This window comes from Xanthomonas sp. LMG 12462 (assembly GCF_009192885.1).
In the GTDB taxonomy this organism is placed as follows: Bacteria; Pseudomonadota; Gammaproteobacteria; order Xanthomonadales; family Xanthomonadaceae; genus Xanthomonas_A; species Xanthomonas_A sontii.
The window spans coordinates 1-18885 of record NZ_NMPP01000035.1 but is presented as its reverse complement, the minus strand read 5'-3'; the positions used below and the strand labels follow the sequence as shown (position 1 = coordinate 18885).

Below are 18885 nucleotides of genomic sequence, written 5' to 3'. Positions count from 1 at the left end.
GGGTACGCCGACACGCACGGCCGGCCACTCCGCCCCCCAGGCACCCGCACCCTCATCCGCCCCTTTGGGGCACCTTCCCCCGAAAAGGGGGCCATGGTCCCGCAGGGAGAAGGAACCGTCAGCTCGACGTGGATCGTCCGTGCTCGCCGGCGCACACCGGCAATGGCGAGATCCACCGCGGCTCAGGCGCCGTCGATCAACTCCATCCACGCCTGCTCGGCCTGCGCCAGCTCCCGCGCGGTGGCCTCGCGCTCGCGGCCCAACACCGCCATCTTCTCCGCATCGGCGTAGTGCTTCGGATCGGCGAGCTGGCGGTCGAGCTCGGCCAGGGTTGCTTCCAGTTCGCCCACGCGCTTCTCCGCGGCGGCCAGCTTGTGCGGGTTCGGCGGCTTCTTCGCCGGCAGCGGCTTGACCGGCGGCGGCGGGGTCGGCGCGGCCTCGGCCAGTTTCTGCTTGGTGCCCTGCGCGGCGGGGCGGGTGCGCAGCCACGCGGCATAGGCGTCGAGGTCGCCGTCGAACGGCTCGACCACGCCGTCGGCCACGCGCCAGAAGGTGTCGCAGACCAGGCCGATCAGGTGGCGGTCGTGCGAGACCATCACGATCGCGCCCTCGAAATCGCTCAGCGCCTCGGCCAGCGCCTCGCGCATCTCCAGGTCGAGGTGGTTGGTCGGTTCGTCGAGCAGCAGCACATTGGGCTGTTGCCAGGCGATCAGCGCCAGCGCCAGGCGCGCGCGCTCGCCACCGGAGAACCCGTCGACCGGCTCGAACGCACGGTCGCCGGGGAAATTCCACTTGCCGAGGAAATCCCGGAACGCCTGGTTGCTGGCGTCCTTGTCGATCTCGCGCATGTGGTCCATCGGCGACTGGCCTTCGTGCAGCGACTCCACCGTGTGCTGGGCGAAGTAGCCGATACGCAGGTCCGGATGCGCCATGCGCTCGCCGGCGATCGGCGGCAGTTCGCCGACCAGGGTCTTGACCAGGGTGGTCTTGCCGGCGCCGTTGGGGCCGAGCAGGCCGATGCGCTGACCGGCCTCCAGGCCGAAGCCGACGTTATGCAGGATCACCGCGTCGGCGCCGTAGCCAGCCTCGGCGTGATTGAGGCGGATCAGCGAGAACGGCAGCTTGGCCGGCGGCGCCAGTTCGATGCGGAACTCGCGCTCGGCGCGCACCGCCTCGGTGCCGGCCAGCTTCTCCAGGCGCTTCATCCGGCTTTGCGCCTGCGCCGCCTTGGAGGCCTTGGCCTTGAAGCGGTCGATGAAGCTCTGCAGGTGGGCGCGCTCGGCCTGTTCCTTCTCGTGCGCGATCTGCTGCTGGCGCAACTGCTCGGCGCGCTGCCGCTCGAAATCGGTGTAGCCGCCGGTGTACAGCTTGGCGCCGCCGTTGTGCAGATGCAGGGTGTGGGTGGCGACGTTGTCGAGGAACTCGCGGTCGTGCGAGATCAGCAGCAGCGTGCCCGGGTATTTCAGCAGCCACTGCTCCAGCCAGTACACCGCGTCCAGGTCGAGGTGGTTGGTCGGTTCGTCGAGCAACAGCAGGTCGCTGGGCATCATCAGCGCGCGCGCCAGGTTCAGGCGCACGCGCCAGCCGCCTGAGAACGAGGACACCGCGCGGTGATGGGTCTCGGCCGGGAAGCCGAGGCCGTGCAGCAGCTTGCCGGCGCGCGCATCGGCGTCGTAGGCGCCCATCTCGGCCATCTTGGTGTGGGCGGCGGCGACCGCTTCCCAGTCCTCGCGCGCGGTCGCCTCGGCCTCTTCGGCCAGCACCGCGGCCACCGCGGTGTCGCCGCCGAGCACGAAGCTCAACGCCGGGTCCGGCAGCGACGGGGTTTCCTGGGCCACGCTGGCGATGCGCACCTTGCCGGGCAGGTCGACGTCGCCCTTGTCGGCCTCCAGCTCGCCCTTCACCGCCGCGAACAGGCTGGACTTGCCGGCCCCGTTGCGGCCGACCACGCCCACCCGGTAACCGGCATGCAGGGTGAGGTCGACATTGGACAGCAACAGCCGCTCGCCGCGGCGCAAGGCGAAATTACGTAGGGAAATCAAGGCAGGGCACTCGGCTAGCGAGGCGGAAGTGTAGCCGCTTCGCCCGTCCCGGCCCACCCGGGGCGGCGACGCGGCGCGGTCCGAGGCGGCGCGCGGGCCGCCGCGAAAACCCGACCCAGGTCCGTTTTTGTATACGCGCCCATGTGAAAAACGGATTTCAATTCGATGGCAAACGCTGCACCGCAGCATCCACCCCGCCCCACCGGAAATCGCCAGACCCGCGCCAATCCCCCAGCCAGGAGTCTCCGCCCGATGACGCAACGCCGCCTCCCCCTCGTCCGTGCCGTCCTGCTCGTGCTCGCCTCCGGCAACAGCCTCGCCCAGTCCCAGCAGGCGCCGACCACGCTGGACAACATCATCGTCACCGGCACCCGCATCGCCGACCGCACGGTGGCCGAATCGCAATCGCCGATCGACATCATCGCGCCCGAGGCGCTGCAGGCCACCGGCGCCAGCGACCTCGCCAGCGCGCTCGGCAAGCTGCTGCCGTCGCTGAACTTCCCGCGCCCGGCGATCAACGACGGCAACGACGCGCTGCGCCCGGCGGCCCTGCGCGGCCTGTCGCCGGACGCGGTGCTGGTGCTGCTGGACGGCAAGCGCTACCACACCACCTCGCTGGTCAACTACAACCCGTCGGTCGGGCGCGGCTCGGCGCCGGCCGACCTCAACTCGATCCCGATGTCGGCGATCGCGCGCATCGAGGTGCTGCGCGACGGCGCGTCGGCGCAGTACGGCTCCGACGCCATCGCCGGCGTCATCAACATCTTGCTCAAGCACGGCGCCAAGCCCGGCAGCAACAGCGTCGCGGTCAGCGGCGGCATCATGGACAAGGGCGACGGCGCGCAGAACGGGATCGACGGCTCCTACGGCCTGGCCTTCGGCGGTGCGCCGGACGGCGAGGCGCCGGGCTGGGTGCGGGTGTCGTGGAACTACCTCAACGCGATGAACACCAACCGCGCCGAGAACACCGACAAGGCCACCACCCTGGCCGGGGCCGCCAACCCCAGCGGCGTGCCCTACGAGCGCTACGGCGACCCCGCGCTGAAGACCTATCAGGGGCTGGTCAATTTCGGCTACGCGCTCACCCCGCACGTCGACCTGTACGGCTACGCCAACGTCAGCCGCCGCGAGGTGCTGTCCAACGGCTACTACCGCGCCTGGGACAACAGCGACCGCAACGTGCCGGCGGTCTACCCCAACGGCTTCCTGCCGCAGATCTACAACCCCTCCAACGACCGCGCCGCGGTGCTCGGCGTCAAGGGCAGCACCGACAGCGGCTGGACCTGGGACGTCTCCGTCGACTACGGCAAGAACGACGTCACCTTCGACCTGCGCAACACCATCAACACCAACCTGTACTGGAGCACCGGCACCTCGCCGACGCGCTTCAACGCCGGCAGCTTCCGCAACGAGCAGAACGCGCTCAACGCCGATTTCAGCAAATCCCTGGACTGGGGCCTGGCCTATCCGGTCAACCTCGCCTTCGGCGCCGAGTACCGGCAGGACAAGTACGCCGTGGTGGCCGGCTCGCCCACCTCGATCTACTTCGATCCGAACGCCATCAACCCGGACACCGGCGCACCGTATCCGGGCGGTTCGCAAGTGTTCCCCGGCCTGTCGCCGACCGTGGCCGGGCAGTTCCAGCGCCACAGCAAGGCGGTGTACGCGGACCTGGAAGCGGACCTGAGCGAGCGCCTGTCCGGCGGCGTTGCCGCACGCTACGAGGACTACAGCGATGCCGGCACCACCCGCTCGGGCAAGCTGTCGGCGCGCTACCAGCTCAACGACACCTTCGCCGTGCGCGGCACGATCTCCAACGGCTTCCGTGCGCCCTCGCTGGCGCAACAGAACTACGCCTCGGTGGTGACCCTGCCGGTGGACGGCGTGCTCAGCCAGATCGGCACCTACCGCACCTCCGATCCGGTGGCCATCGCGCTCGGCGCCAAGCCGCTGTCGCCGGAGAAATCCACCAACTACAGCGTCGGCGCGGTCTGGCAGCCAGGCGGCGGCTTCAATTCCACCCTGGACCTGTACCAGATCCGCATCTGGGACCAGATCCTGTACTCGGACCAGATCTCGCTGGCCGTGCCGATCGGCCAGGTCAGCGCCGCGCAGTTCTTCGTCAACGGCGCCACCACCCGCACCCGCGGCGTGGACTGGGTGAGCAACTACCTGCTCGACCTCGACCGCGCCGGCACGCTCAACCTGAGCTTCAGCGCCAACTACAACAAGATCGAGATCCTGGAGATCTCCGATCCGAACTTCGGCCGCGCCAGCCAGGGCCTGCTGACCGATGCCACGCCGCGCACCAAGTACGTGCTCAGCGGCGACTGGAGTCTGGCCGGCTGGACCCTGCATGGCGACGCCACCCGCTACGGCGCCATCACCCGCCGCGGCGACGACGCCGACGGCAGCCAGGACCAGGGCTTCGCCGCGCGCTGGCTGCTGAACCTGTCCACCAGCTACGCCTGGCACGACCTCACCTTCACCGTCGGCGCCGACAACGTCACCAACCAGTACCCGACCCGGACCGCGCTGAACAACATCTACGACGACCGCCCCAACGGCCTGCAGTACTCGCCGCTGTCGCCGTTCGGCTTCAACGGCCGCTACTGGTACGGGCGGGTGAACTACCGCTTCTGAGCGACCCTGGCGGGCGTCGCCGCGATGGCGACGACGTCCGCCACGCGCGACTCGCGCGGCCGACAGGCCTATGCCGCAGCTGTCCCGGTGGGCGCGGACGCTACCGGGACGTTGTGCGTGCCTCCCCATTGCGGAAGGCGGCGCGCGGCGTTCTGCCGCCCTTAGAACGCAATGGAATAAGAACATGCGCTTGCATCCTGCGACGCAGCACGCATGTTAAAAAATAATTAGACATCCCTGAGGACGCGGCCTGCCGGCCCTGCCGGTCGCCGCACGCCCCGCCTGCCGTTTCGGCACCTGCTGGAGTTTTTATGAACCGTCCGTTGTCGCTGCTGGCGAGCGCCGTGCTCGCCGCCCTTGCCGCCCCCTCCTTCGCCCAGACCGCGTCCGACGCGCCGAGCACGCCCAGCACGCTGGACACGGTGATCGTCACCGGCACCCGCGTCAGCGACCGCACCGTCGCCGAGTCGCAATCGCCGATCGACATCATCACCCCCGAGGCACTGCAGGCCACCGGCACCTCGGAACTGGCGACCGCGCTGTCGCGCGCCCTGCCCTCACTGAACTTCCCGCGCCCGGCGCTGACCGACGGCACCAGCGGCATCCGCCCGGCGCAGTTGCGCGGGCTCTCGCCCGACCAGGTGCTGGTGCTGGTCAACGGCAAGCGTCGCCACACCTCGGCGATGATCAACGTCAACGGCACCATCGGCCGCGGCGCCTCGGCGGTGGATCTCAACGCGATCCCGATCGCCGCGATCGAGCGGGTGGAAGTGCTGCGCGACGGCGCCTCGGCGCAGTACGGCTCCGACGCCATCGCCGGCGTGGTCAACATCGTGCTCAAGGGCGCCGGCGAAGGCGGCAGCCTGGCCGTGGAGCACGGCAAGTACTCGGCCGGCGACGGCGCCAAGTCGCAGCTCTCCGGCGATACCGGGGTCGGCTTCGGCGACGGCCGCGGCAGCCTGCACGTGGCCGGGCAGATCAGCCAGCAGGACGCCACCAACCGCGCCGGCCCCTACCAGGGCACCGCGCCGAACACCGGCAACTATCCCGGCATCGGCCAGACCACCTTCGTCTACGGCGACCCCAAGGTCGACGCCACCGCGGTCTCGGCCAACGGCGAGTTCCGCTTCAGCGATAACCTCACCGGCTACGCGACCGCGATCGCCAGCAACCGCGACATCACCTCGTTCGCGTTCTACCGCTCGCGCAACCACAACGGCCAGACCGCGCTGCTGGCGCGGGTCTATCCCGACGGCTACGTGCCGCAGATCGAGCAATACTCCAAGGACCGCTCGCTGGTCGCCGGCCTGAAGGGCAGCACCGCCGGCGGCTTCGCCTGGGACGTCAGCTACAACTACGGCTACAACAAGGTCGACTTCCACACCGCCAACAGCATCAACTACAGCCTCGGCGCGGACAGCCCGCGGCGCTTCTACGACGGCGCGCTGGAGTACACCCAGAACGCGGTCAACGCCGACTTCACCCAGCCGCTGGATTGGGGCCTGGCCTATCCGGTGACGCTGTCCTTCGGCGCCGAGTACCGCCAGGAGAAGTGGAACCAGTCGCCCGGCGAGCCGGCCTCGTACACCGGCACCACCGGCGGCGCGCAGGGCTTCGCCGGCTTCGCGCCGCTCAACGCCGTGCATTCGGACCGCCACAACTACGCGGTGTACGCGGGGCTGGAAGCCGACCTCACCGACAAGTTCTCCGCCGGCCTCACCGGCCGCTACGAGGACTACTCGGATTTCGGCAGCAAGACCTCCGGCAAGCTGTCGGCGCGCTACGCGTTCACCGACAAGGTGGCGCTGCGCGGCACCGTCGCCAGCGGCTTCCGCGCGCCGTCGCTGGCGCAGCAGCAGTACCAGGCGGTGACCAGCAGCTACATCAACGGCAGCTTCTTCGAATCCGGCACCTTCCCGGTGAACAGCGCCGTGGCCCAGGCCCTGGGTGCCGCGCCGCTGAAAGCCGAGACCTCGCTGTCCTACAGCCTGGGCCTGGTGCTGCAGCCGGTCGAGCGCCTGTACCTGACCGTGGACGCGTACCAGATCGAGATCGACGACCGCATCCTGCTGTCGTCCAACCTCAACGACGCGGCGGTGCTGGGCAAACTGCGCCAGCTCGGCTACAGCAACGTCACCAGCGTGCGCTACTTCAGCAACGCCGCCGACACCCGCACCCGCGGCGTCGACGTGGTCGGCACCTACAGCATCCCGTTCGCGGCCAGCACGCTGGACCTCACCGCCAGCTACGGCTACAGCAAGACCGACATCACCCATGCGGTGACCCAGCCGCAGGCGCTGGCCGCGATCGGCTCGACCCAGACCACGCTGGGCCGCGACGAGATCGGCCGCCTGGAAGACAGCTACCCGAAGGACAAGCTGATCCTCAGCGGCACCTGGAAGCTGCCGAAGTGGGACCTGAGCCTGGCCGCCACCCGCTACGGCGAGTTCACCGTGCGCAACTCGGCCACCGCCGCCCGCGACCAGACCTACGGCGCGGACTGGGTGGTCGACGCCTCGGCCAGCTTCAAGCCGAGCACCAACTGGACGCTGACGCTGGGCGCGGACAACGTGTTCGACCAGTACCCGGACAAGACCGCCAACCTGATCAACTCCACCTACGGCATGCTGCCGTACAGCAACTACTCGCCGTACGGTTTCAACGGCGCCTACGTGTACGGGCGGATCAATTACCGCTGGTGATCGCACGCGCGGGCATCGATTGCGCCTGCGTTGAACGGCATGACGACGGCCCGGGTTTCCGGGCCGTTGTTGTTGTTGGGACGGGGATTGGAGATTGGAGATTGGAGATTCGCCAGCCTGCGACGTGTTCACCGGCCTGAACGTTTTTGCAGGAGCGGCTCCGGCCGCGGCACGATGCTGTCCATGGGGCACGGCTGAAGCCGCTCCTCCGGCGCATGGATCGGGCGTCCTTGTGGGAGGGACTTCAGTCCCGACGCATGAAGGTGCCAACTGGCGCTGGGCTTCACTCGTCGCGGCTGAAGCCACTCCCACAAGCGCCATACGCATTGCTCGCGAGATGCTGCGCTCGTGCAACCGCGACGCGCCCAACACCGTGCTCCGCCTCGTGCCGCGCAGCCAGCATCCCTCACATCGCACTGCGAAAAACGCCGCAGCACCCGCGCGCAGGCACCGCCGCGTGCACCACGTCCGTGCGCATGGCCGGCATTTTGTCTACACGCTCGGAAAATCCCGGGATTGGCGCTGCCGCAACGCCTGCAGCGGTGGTTGCAATTGCAACCTCGGCATCAGGCTTAACGGAATATTGACTCCACTGACATCAACCGGTAATCCCTAGGTCGCGTCGTCGCATCCGCCAGGGGACAGGGGAGTGCGCATGCAGCGGCGCCTCCCCCCACTTCTGGAGCCGCCTCCCCCATGACGCGCACGCTCACTCCGCTCGCCCACGCCGTCGCCCTGTGTCTGGCGACGTCCGCCGTTTCGGTCCACGCGCAGAACACCGGCAACGCGCAAACGCTGGACACCGTCATCGTCACCGGTACGCGTGTGGCCGATCGCACCGTCGCCGAATCGGCCTCGCCGATCGACATCATCTCGCCGGAGACGCTGCAGTCCACCGGCACCACCGAACTGGCCACTGCGCTGTCGCGCGCGGTGCCCTCGCTGAACTTCCCGCGCCCGGCGATCACCGATGGCTCCGATGCGGTGCGCCCGGCGCAGTTGCGCGGGCTCTCGCCGGACCAGGTGCTGGTGCTGGTCAACGGCAAGCGCTACCACACCACCGCGCTGGTCAACCTCAACGGCGCGCAGGGCCGCGGCTCCTCGCCGGCCGATCTCAACACCATTCCCATCGCCGCGGTCGAACGCATCGAAGTGCTCCGCGACGGTGCCTCCGCGCAATACGGTTCCGACGCCATCGCCGGCGTCATCAACATCGTGCTCAAGGGCAGCGGCACGGGCGGCAGCCTGGCCGGGCGCTACGGCAAGTACAGCGCCGGCGACGGCGAGCAGTACCAGCTCTCCGGCGATGCCGGGCTCACCTTCGCCGAGACCGGCACAGTGCACTTCGCCGCGCAGGCCGGACACCAGGACCAGACCGACCGCGCAACGCCGTACCAGGGCCAGGTGCAGCAGCGCTACGGCGACCCCGACGTGGACCAGGGCGCGGTCTCCTACAACGGTCAGTACAGCCCGGCCGACTACATCACCTTCTATTCCTACGCGATGCTCAGCCGCCGCGAGGTGCTGTCCAACGGTTACTTCCGCTGGTCCGGCGACAACCGCAACCGCCCGGAGATCTACCCCGACGGCTTCCTGCCGCAGATCTACAACGTCAGCAAGGACGTGTCCTGGGTCGGCGGGGTCAAGTCCAGCACCGCCGGCGGCCTGACCATCGACCTCAGCTACAACTACGGCCGCAACGATCTGAGTTTCGACGTGCGCCACAGCCTCAACAACAGCCTCGGCCTGGCCAGTCCCACCGAGTTCTATGCGGGCGCGCTGCAGGTCACCCAGAACGTGCTCAACGCCGACTTCAGCAAATCGCTGGAGGTCGGCCTGGCCTACCCGGTGACCCTGGCCTTCGGCGCCGAGTGGCGCGGCGAGAAGTTCAACGAATCGCCGGGCGCGCCGGCGTCCTATCTCAACGGCGGCATTCCCTCGGCCAACGGCACCCTGCTGCCGGGCGCGCAGGTGTTCGCCGGCTTCAAGCCCGGCGACTCCGGCCACTACGATCGCAACAGCTACTCGGCCTATCTCGACCTGGAAGGCGACATCACCGACAAGTTCTCCGTAGGCCTGGCCGGGCGCTACGAGAACTACAGCGACTTCGGCGACACCGCCACCGGCAAGCTGTCGCTGCGCTACGCCTTCAGTCCGAAGGTCGCGCTGCGCGCCACCGTCTCCACCGGCTTCCGCGCACCGTCGCTGCAGCAGCAGTATTTCCAGTCGGTCGCCACCAACTTCATCAACGTCGCCCAGCCCGACGGCAGCATCGCCGCCACGCCGTTCGAGATCGGCACCTTCCGCACCGACAATCCGGCGGCGATCGCGCTCGGCGCCGAGCCGCTGAAGGCCGAGAAGTCCAAGAACTACGGACTGGGCCTGGTGCTGCAGCCGGTGGACGCGCTGTACATCACCCTCGACGCCTACCGCATCGACATCGACGACCGCATCGTGCTCTCGGAGAACCTCACCTCCACGGCAGTACGAAACTACCTGCAGGGCAACGGCTACGCCGGCATCGGCGGCGGCCGCTACTTCACCAACGCCATCGACACCAAGACCCAGGGCGTGGATGCGATCGGCACTTACAAGCTCACGCTGCCCGCGAGCAGCCTCGATCTCACCGCCGGCTACAACTACAACAAGACCGACATCGAGAAGATCGCCGGCAATCCTGCGGTCCTGGAAGCGATCGACCCGACCGCGGTACGCATCGGCCGTGCCGAGATCGGCCGCATCACCCGCGGTTCGCCGCGCGACAAGTTCTTCCTGAGCAGCGTATGGTCGCCCGGCGCCTGGGCCTTCACCGCCACGGCCACGCGCTGGGGCGAATTCACCGACTTCGGCACCACGCCGGCCGCCGACCAGACCTATGCGGCCAAATGGACCCTGGACCTGTCGGCCGCCTACAGCCTGGGCCGCTGGCGCGTGACCGTCGGCGGCGACAACGTGCTCAACGAGTATCCCGACCGCTCGCGCGCCGGCGCCGGCACCCGCACCTATCTGCCGTACAGCACGTCCTCGCCGTTCGGCTTCAACGGCGCCTTCGCCTACGCCAACGTCAACTACAGCTGGTGATGCATTGCGGCGGCGGTGTCCCGGCACCGCCGCCGCCGCGTTCACCGCAGACAACGCGGCGACCGCATGTCCGCCAGGTCGGTCTCGATGGCGTGCAGCGCTACACCGCTGACGCAGGCATCGGATGGGCATCAACGCGGCGGTGACGAAGCGTCGGCAGAGCGCGCGCCCATAAGCCTCGTCCCGTTCGGCAACGCATCGCACTCGCGCCGTCATCCGTTCGACCCATGCGTTTGCAGCGACGCGCCGCCTGATCGCGGCCGACGGCGACGCAGAGGCGTCAAACATTCGCCGCGCGATCCGGGCACATCGCGCCGAGCAACTGCACCGATCCCGTCACGTCAGTGATGGCCATCTCAGACACGGCACGACTCGTGATCGCATTCGAAAAACGCCGGGCGACGGCGCGATGGATTTCCCCACGATGCAACGCACTCGCCATCGACAGCGGCATTCGGCATCACTTGGCTGTGCCGAACGCGGAAGCGCCAGCAACAACATGCCCTGCTGCACCGCGAGGACATACCCGCAATGTGTGGCATGGAAACTGCAATAAGGTCCACGCCCGACACCCCCGGCGATGCCGGATGGTCGACGCGAATCGCGCGTCACCTGGGGCCATACCTGAGCAAGCCGATGCGGCGTATTTGCGGGAATTCCTCCGCAAAAATAATCGTGAACCACATCACAAGTATGAATCGATTGATTATTTGTCAACAGTGGCCTGTTGCGATTCGCGTAATGTGGAATCGCCTGAACGGCAGGCAAAAAAGCCCCATCCGGGGAAGGACCTGATTATGTGGAAAACTTCTAAACTCGCGACACTCTCGGGCATCGTGCTCTGCTCTGCGCTGGCGTCCAATGCCTATGCACAGAGCTGCTGTCCGGGCGGCGGTGTCGGTACGCCGATCGCCATTCGCGGCTTCGGCGAGAGCGCACCAGCGGCGACCAACCTGTCCACCAACGCATCGGTGCGCATCTATCAGTTCGAGCGTAACGGCGTGACCTACCTGCAGATCAACGACAGCACCGGTCAGGTGCGCGGTGCGGTCGGCCGCGTCGGCGACACCGCCTGGGTGACGCCGATGGGCAAGGACGTGGATCGGGTGAGCACCGTCGACACCTTCGACAGCAACCGCGGCACCGTGGTCTACGATGCGCGCTACTTCACCGTGCAGCTGGCCAGCAGCGCCAACGGCGACGTCTGGACCGTGACCATCAAGAAGTAACGGTCTTTTCCAGCGGTTCGGAGATCAGGAAGCTGATCTTTTGCTCATGACGGCGCCGGCAGGTGCCGTCATGAGCCTTCAAGCGGCTGGCCAGTTCCCAGTCCATCTCGTTGGCGCTGTGATGCTTGCGGCCGCCGCCCGGCATCGCCGCATCGGCTTCCACGGTCACCACCACGCCGCGCTTGCCGCGCGCCGTCCAGACCCGTGCAGTGATCGTGTGCCGGCCCGCATCGGGCAGGATTTCCATGGCGTTGAGCACGCAGCGATACGCCGCCAGTTGCAGCCCGATCGACAGCCGCCGCGAATCCCCGTGCAGCCGCGCCTCGACCTCGGTATCGCAAGCGTTGGCGAAGGCGATGGAATTCAGCGCGCCGTACAGGCCGTGGGTTTCGATATCCAGCGGATACAGCGCCGCGACGTAATCGTCCAGCAACTGCGCCTGGATCACCCCGGTACGGTTCATTTCCATCGCCGCGGCGTAGTGACCGTGCTCCTTCAGCGTACTGGCGATGTCGCGGCGCAGCTTGTTGATGTGCACATGGATGTCGGTGTACTCGATCACGCGGTTACGCAGCGTGCGCTCGGCCGACATGTAGCTGGCCTGGGCGACTTGCAGGGCCTGCCTTTCGGCAAAGCCGAAGCGTTGCGCCTGGTCGAAGGCGACAGAGAGCCTGGCGCCTAACGAAGCGAGCGCAGTCACCGCGAATGCCACCAACAACTGCACCTGCAATGTGTCCGCATCGTAGGCACCGGCATAGTTGGTCTTTGGCAGTGACATGGCCACCGCAAAGTTGGCCATCACAACACCGATTGCAGCGCCTCGCCATGCATGCTTGAACGTCAGCCACACAGCCGGCGCGATCATCAGAACCAGAACGAACTGGCGCAGCACACCCTCGGCCTGCATTGCCCCAGCGAACAGGACGGCCATCAGTAACGCAGCGACGCCTGCGCTGTGCAGCAGCGTCCTTCGCTCGCCTGTATCTCCCTCTCCTCGCCTGACCCACAGCAGGGCGGGAAAGACGAACATGACGATACCCAGATAGAAACCTATCCAGAACTTCAGCGTGTTTTCCAGATTGATATAGGCGGCAGGCCCACCCAGCAGCCAGTTGACTCCCTTGTTGACGAGCACTGCCCACAATGCCGCGCACAGGCAGATCAGCGGCAGCCAGCTCTGCTCGACCCGGAAATCAGGAAGGCTGCGCCGGACCGCCCAAGGCAGCAGCGAGAAGGCCGGCATCAACAGGAACGAGCTGCCGTACACCCAGACCGGATTTGCCCCGCCCTCCTCGATCATCGGCACACGCATGCTCAGCAGCGCCGCCGCGTCTCCCAGAAAAACGTAGGGCCATAGCCGATACGGGAGAAACAGCAGTGCTGCGGTGCGCAGTCCGATCGGCAGAAACCATTGATCCAGAGAGCAGTGCCACACGGCCAGGTAGGCCGCGCAGTACACCGCGCTCAAGAGGATTCCGCTCGCGAATGTCTTCAGTCTAGCCATGCCACCCTGGTCCTGGCAGGACACCTAATTGGCGCAAACATACACCACGGCATGGGCCGAAACAGTAGACAGATAACGTCCATCATCTGGTGTAATGTCTTTCCCGACAGGGAGTTGCGCGAGGGACCCGATCGCTGCGACTTCCATCCCACTCAGGGTGTCGGGGAGCGGGAGCCGGGGCTGGGATGCGGCACCGCCCGGGTCGCCGGTTGCGCGGCTCGCGGCCCTGGCACGCGCGTCCATGCCCCACCTGCGCGATGCCGAGGGCATGCGTCTCGCGGCGGCCTGCTCCCGATGGCGGCCGCCCAGCCGCCGCCCGAGATCGTCCCGTCCTGTCGCCGCACGCGCAGCCCTCGACGTAACGACCTGTGCCGCAATCACGGTGCCCCGGCTCTGCCGGCCGTTTGGCGCCACCCGCCGATTTGCCGACAAAAGCCCCGATCGGCGACACTCGGGGCCTACTTGTTCTGCGATCCTGAATGCATCACGACACCAGTCTCATCGACATCATCGCGGTCGGGCTCGCGCTCGCCTTCATCCTCGGCACGCTCGCCCATCGCCTCAAACTCTCGCCGCTGGTCGGCTATCTGGTGGCGGGCATCTGCGTGGGCCCGTTCACGCCGGGCTTCGTCGCCGACCAGGCCCTGGCCACCCAGTTGTCGGAACTGGGGGTGATGCTGCTGATGTTCGGCGTGGGGCTGCACTTCTCCCTCGAAGACCTGATGGAAGTGAAGTGGATCGCGATCCCCGGCGCGCTGGCGCAGATCACGGTCGCCACCCTGCTCGGTTGGGGCCTGGCCTGGAGCATGGGCTGGCCGACCCTGCACGGCCTGGTGTTCGGCCTGGCGCTGTCGGTGGCCAGTACCGTGGTGCTGCTGCGGGCGATGGAGGAACGGCGCCTGCTGGAAACCCTGCGCGGGCGCATCGCGGTCGGCTGGCTGATCGTGGAGGACCTGGTGATGGTGCTGGCGCTGGTGCTGCTGCCGGCACTGGCCGACGCGCTCGGCGGCAAGGGCGCCGATACCGGGGCGATCCTCGGCGCGCTCGGCGTCACCCTGCTGAAGATGGCCGCGTTCGTGGCGGTGATGCTGGTGGTCGGCCGCCGCGCGATTCCGTGGGCGCTGGAGAAGGTCGCCGCGACCGGCTCGCGCGAACTGTTCACCCTGTCGGTGCTGGCGATCGCGCTGGGCGTGGCGTTCGGCTCGGCCACGCTGTTCGGGGTGTCGTTCGCGCTGGGCGCGTTCTTCGCCGGCATGCTGCTGAAGGAATCCGAGCTCAGCCACAAGGCCGCCAACGACTCGCTGCCGCTGCGCGACGCCTTCGCGGTGCTGTTCTTCGTCTCGGTGGGCATGCTGTTCGATCCGCACATCCTGGTCGAGCATCCGTGGCAGGTGCTGGCCACGTTCCTGACCATCACCGTCGGTAAGTCGCTGGCCGCCTTCGTGATCGTGCGGGCGTTCGGCCACCCTACCGGCATCGCCCTGACCATTTCCACCAGCCTGGCGCAGATCGGCGAGTTCTCCTTCATCCTGGCCGGCCTGGGCGTGAGCCTGGCGATCCTGCCCGAGACCGGCCGCGACCTGATCCTGGCCGGCGCGCTGCTGTCGATCATCGCCAACCCGCTGCTGTTCACCTGGCTGGACCGCTGGCAGGCGCGGCAGGCGGTGGAAGCGCCGGTGACGGTGGAGCCGGAGTTGCCGCCGGGCCCGTCGCTGGACCTGGTCGACCACGCCATCGTGATCGGCTACGGCCGGGTCGGCAGCGCGCTGGCGGCGGTGCTGCGCGAGCGCGGCGTGCCGGTGCTGGTGATCGACGACAACCGCGACCACGTCGAACGCGCTCACGCCGACGGCATCCCCGGCATCCGTGGCAGCGCCGCCGCCGACCGCGTGCTGGCCGAGGCGCATCCGGAGAAGGCCAAGATCGCGATCCTGGCGATCCCGCAGCCACTGGAGGCCGGCGAGGCCCTAGCCAAGCTGCGTGCGCTGAACCCGGCACTGACCCTGCTGGCGCGTGCGCACAGCGACGCCGAGGTCAAGCACCTGCTCGACCACGGCGCCGACGGCACGGTGATGGCCGAGCGCGAGCTGGCCTATTCGCTGGCGGAAATGGTGATGGCGACGCCGCCGTATCGGGGGCTGCGTGCCGCGGCGCGCTGAGGCCTTGACCGCGCGGCTTAGGGATTGGGGATTCGGGATTGGGGATTCGCAAAAGCGGCTCCTCTTCGGCGAGTGAGTCGCAGCGAAAAGTGTGGTAGCGCACAGAAAGCGTCTACGGCGGCTGTGAAGACCTGCAGCGAATCTTCTTGATAAGCATTCTCGTTTGCGGCAGGATTGCGCTCCCTTCCCCAGTTCCGCGCGCCCTCCCCCATGGCCTGCAAGATCGGGTTGCTCAACTCCGTGCCCAGTGCCCTGCTGTGCGAGATGTTCGGGCATGTCGGCTACGACTTCGCGGTACTCGATCTGGAACACGTGCTGCGCTCGCCCGCCGAGCTTGAACACGCCATCCGCGCCTGCGAGCTGGGCGGCTGCGAACCGTGGGTGCGCGTGCCCGAGGTCGATGCCAAGCTGATCGGCCGGGTGCTCGATGCCGGCGCCCGCGGCGTGGTCCTGGCCGGGCTGGACAGCGCCGAGCAGGCCGAGCGCGCGGTCGCCGCCGCGCACTTCCCGCCGCACGGCCGCCGCGGCATCACCGGCGGCCGCGTCACCGGCTTCGGCAGCGTGGCCCTGGCCGACTACATCGCCGGCAGCCGCGCGCGCCTGCGCGTGATCCCGATGATCGAGAGCGCCGCCGGCGTGCGCGCCCTGCCGCAGATCCTGCAGGTGCCCGGCGTGTCGCTGGTGATGGAAGGCGCGCTGGACCTGGCGCTGGACCTGGGCGTCGGCCCGCAGCCCACCCATCCGCAGGTCTGGGAACAGCTGCTGGCGATCGACGCGGCCTGCCGCGCCGCCGGCGTTCCCTTCTGCCCCAATCCCCGCGACGCCGCGCAACGCGCGCACTGGCTGGCGCAGGCGGACCTGCAGTGGCTGTTCGCCGGCGAAGACCGCGCGTTGCTGCAGGCCGCGTTGCGCCAGCGCGCGACCGACCTGCGCAGCCCCTGACCGTTTTCGTGCCTCTGGAGTCGTCGTCTTGATCGCTTCGCTTTCCCCTTCGCTGCTGGCCGTCGCCCTCGCCGCCGCCATGCTCGCTCCCACCAGCGTGCGCGCCGAGGACACCCCGCCCGACGCCGACGCGCAGGCGCGGATCCGCCAGCTCGACGCAGTCCAGGTACAGGGCAGCCTGCTCGGCCGCTCCACCGTCGAGGACGTGCAGCACTACGCCGGCAGCCGCCAGGTGATCGACAACACGCAACTGCGCACCGGCGCCAACCGCTCGCTGGACGACGCGCTGCAGAAAGTGCCGGGCATCAAGGTGTTCGACGAGACCGGCACCGGCGCGCTGCCGCAGATCATGCTGCGCGGCCTGTACGAGAGCCGCAGCGGCCGCGTGCAGGTGCTGGAGGACGGCATTCCGCTGGCGCTGGCGCCGTACGGGCAGACCAGCCTGTCGCTGTTCCCGGTCGGCCTGAACCAGGTCGACCGCATCGACATCGTGCGCGGCGGCGCGGCGGTGCAGTACGGCCCCAACAACGTCGGCGGCGTGATCAACCTGATCAGCCCGGACATTCCCACCACCTGGACCACCACGCTGGGCCAGAAGGTCACCGCCGGCGGCGCCGGGCATTACCTGGGCGACACCGCGATCAGCACCGGCGGCTACGCCAGCGACACGTTCGGCCTGCAACTGGACGCCAACTGGACCAAGGGCGACTACTGGCGCGAGCACAGCGCCACCGACATCAAGAACCTGCGCCTGCGCGCGGAATGGTGGCTGGCACCGGACACGCTGCTCAAGGCCAGCGTGCAACGCTACGTCGCCGACATGGACATGGCCGGCGCCTTGTCCACCGCCGACTACCTGCGCGATCCACGCCAGTCGACGCGGCCGCTGGACGCATTCAACGGCCGCACCACGCGCGCCTCGCTGGTCTACCAGCAGGACTTCGGCGACGTGGGGCCGTTCCAGGACCTGCGCCTGGACTGGAGCAACTTCAGCGCGCGCAGCAGCCGCAACTTCATCGTCGGCATGCGCTCGGCGGCCAGCGAGACCTGGCGCCCCGACCTGCCGCCGCAACTGCGGCAGAGCGCCCCACGCGATTTCCGCGTCTACGGCAGCGAGCCGCGGCTGAGCTGGACGATGGGCGACGGCACGGTGCGCCAGCAGTGGACGCTGGGCGCGCGCGCGATCAACGAGGACATCGACTTCCTGGTCGGCAACACCCGCCTCAGGGACGGCCTGTACACCCTGGTGCGCGACTGGCGCTTCAAGGACCGCGGCGCCGCCGCCTACGTCAGCGACGCGATCGCCTTCGCCGACGGCCGCGTCACCGTCACCCCCGGCCTGCGCTACGAGCAGGTCGATTCGCGCTACTACAACCTGGCCAGCGGCGCGCGCACGCGCAACAAGACCGACGACGTGCTGCCCGGCCTGACCCTGGGGTTCCAGGCCAGCCCGCAGTGGTACCTGTACGCCGACGGACAGCGCTCGCTGCGCGCGCCGCAGGTCACCCAGATCATCTTCGGCGACAACCTCGACGCCGAACTGGCCTGGAACTACGAGGCCGGCGCGCGCTACCAGCCCAACGAACGCACCCGCGTGCAGTTCGGCGGCTACCTGATCGACTTCGACCAGCAGATCCAGCTCGACAACACCACGCGCACCTACCGCAACCTCGGCAAGACCCGCCACCAGGGCGCCGAAGTGGAAGTGCAGTGGAGCCCGGCGCAACTGCGCGCGCTGACCCTCAACGCCGGCTACGCCTACCTGGACGCGCGGCAGGAATCGGGCGTGTACGACGGCAATCGCGTGCCCTACACCTCGCGCAACCAGCTCACCCTCGGCGCGTCGTACCGGCCCGAATCCGGTCATACCACCGTCGCCGTTTCCAGCTATTACTTCAGCCGCGCCTTCAGCGATGCGGCCAACACCGTGCAGGAAAACGCGATCGGCTCGGTCGGCGAACTGCCGGCCTACTGGGTGTGGAACGCGCAGCTGAGCCAGGTGCTCAGCGAAGGCGCCAGCGGCAAGCTCAGCGCGTCGCTGGCGGTCAACAACCTGTTCGATCGCAAGTACTGGTACCGCGGCATCGACACCAGTCCCTGGGGCCGGCAGCCGGCGCCGGGCCGCAGCGTCACCGTCGGCCTCGAGTACACGTTCTGATCCACCGCCGGCGTCGGACGACAACGCCGGCCGCCGCACCACCGCGCGCCAGCACGGCGCGCCGCCGCCCGCGGGAGACGCGGGCACCTGCAGCGGACGCAGCCGCGTCCTTCCCCTACCCAGCGCGCGCCCGATGCGATGCGCCAGGCAACCACGCGACCCTGCCGCAGCCGCGGCGCATGCCTCCCGTGTCCGCCTCCGCGCGGCCGCGCCAGCGGCGTGCGTGCGCCTGCGCCCGACGAGACCCGCACATGACCTCGCACGACGCTCCCCTGCTGCTCCTCAGCCACGTCTGCCACCCGGCGGTGACCGATGGCTTCCTCCCCGCCGCGCAGCGCCTGGGCGTGCCGGTGCTGCTGCTGACCGACCACCGCCACGCCCACCTCGAGCACTTCCGCCGCCATCCGCCCGCCGCACCGGTGCAG

The 18885-nt window shown here is 68.4% G+C and carries 10 protein-coding genes and 1 pseudogene; 8 read left to right on the top strand and 3 right to left on the bottom strand.

The genetic code is table 11. The features are described 5' to 3' along the window. Positions 1-182: 182 nt before the first annotated feature. Positions 183-2042 (bottom strand): ABC-F family ATP-binding cassette domain-containing protein, encoded by a 1860-nt coding sequence (locus tag CEK69_RS10110; protein WP_150409777.1) that lies wholly within the window; start codon positions 2040-2042, stop codon positions 183-185. A gap of 252 nt (positions 2043-2294) precedes the next feature. On the opposite strand from CEK69_RS10110, the gene CEK69_RS10105 reads away from it, so the two are divergent. The 3 genes from CEK69_RS10105 (at position 2295) to CEK69_RS10095 (ending at position 10468) form a co-directional block, all read left to right on the top strand. Next, positions 2295-4685 carry a TonB-dependent receptor gene (locus tag CEK69_RS10105; protein WP_152245377.1) on the top strand — a complete coding sequence of 797 codons (2391 nt, stop codon included), beginning with the start codon at positions 2295-2297 and terminating at the stop codon, positions 4683-4685. 311 nt (positions 4686-4996) lie between these two features. Then, entirely contained in the window at positions 4997-7387 is a 2391-nt protein-coding gene (locus CEK69_RS10100; protein ID WP_152245375.1) for a TonB-dependent receptor, read from the top strand. A gap of 696 nt (positions 7388-8083) precedes the next feature. Beyond that, the gene (locus tag CEK69_RS10095) at positions 8084-10468 is read left to right on the top strand and encodes a TonB-dependent receptor (protein WP_152245373.1); all 2385 of its coding nucleotides are present in this window, start codon (positions 8084-8086) and stop codon (positions 10466-10468) included. 280 nt (positions 10469-10748) lie between these two features. Here the strand turns inward: CEK69_RS10095 and CEK69_RS21040 are convergent, their stop codons facing one another. Beyond that, entirely contained in the window at positions 10749-10922 is a 174-nt protein-coding gene (locus CEK69_RS21040; protein ID WP_193313951.1) for a hypothetical protein, read from the bottom strand. 343 nt (positions 10923-11265) lie between these two features. On the opposite strand from CEK69_RS21040, the gene CEK69_RS10090 reads away from it, so the two are divergent. Beyond that, the gene (locus CEK69_RS10090; protein WP_152245371.1) at positions 11266-11697 is read left to right on the top strand and encodes a hypothetical protein; all 432 of its coding nucleotides are present in this window, start codon (positions 11266-11268) and stop codon (positions 11695-11697) included. Here CEK69_RS10090 and CEK69_RS10085 read toward each other — a convergent pair. Further along, positions 11687-13201 (bottom strand): MASE1 domain-containing protein, encoded by a 1515-nt coding sequence (locus tag CEK69_RS10085; RefSeq protein ID WP_152245369.1) that lies wholly within the window; start codon positions 13199-13201, stop codon positions 11687-11689. The genes CEK69_RS10090 and CEK69_RS10085 overlap by 11 nt on opposite strands. 479 nt (positions 13202-13680) lie before the next feature. Between CEK69_RS10085 and ybaL the strand changes: the two genes are divergently transcribed. The 4 genes and pseudogenes from ybaL to CEK69_RS10065 all read left to right on the top strand — a co-directional run. Beyond that, positions 13681-15360, top strand: coding sequence for a YbaL family putative K(+) efflux transporter (ybaL, locus tag CEK69_RS10080; protein ID WP_152180674.1), 1680 nt, complete (start codon positions 13681-13683; stop codon positions 15358-15360). Positions 15361-15570: 210 nt separating this feature from the next. After that, positions 15571-16302 carry an aldolase/citrate lyase family protein gene (locus CEK69_RS10075; protein ID WP_152245367.1) on the top strand — a complete coding sequence of 244 codons (732 nt, stop codon included), beginning with the start codon at positions 15571-15573 and terminating at the stop codon, positions 16300-16302. 79 nt (positions 16303-16381) lie between these two features. Next, on the top strand, positions 16382-18460 hold the full coding sequence (locus tag CEK69_RS10070) for a TonB-dependent siderophore receptor (protein ID WP_152245379.1): 2079 nt from the start codon (positions 16382-16384) through the stop codon (positions 18458-18460). A gap of 251 nt (positions 18461-18711) precedes the next feature. Further along, positions 18712-18885, top strand: a pseudogene (locus CEK69_RS10065) (siderophore biosynthesis protein PvsA); the annotation flags it as partial.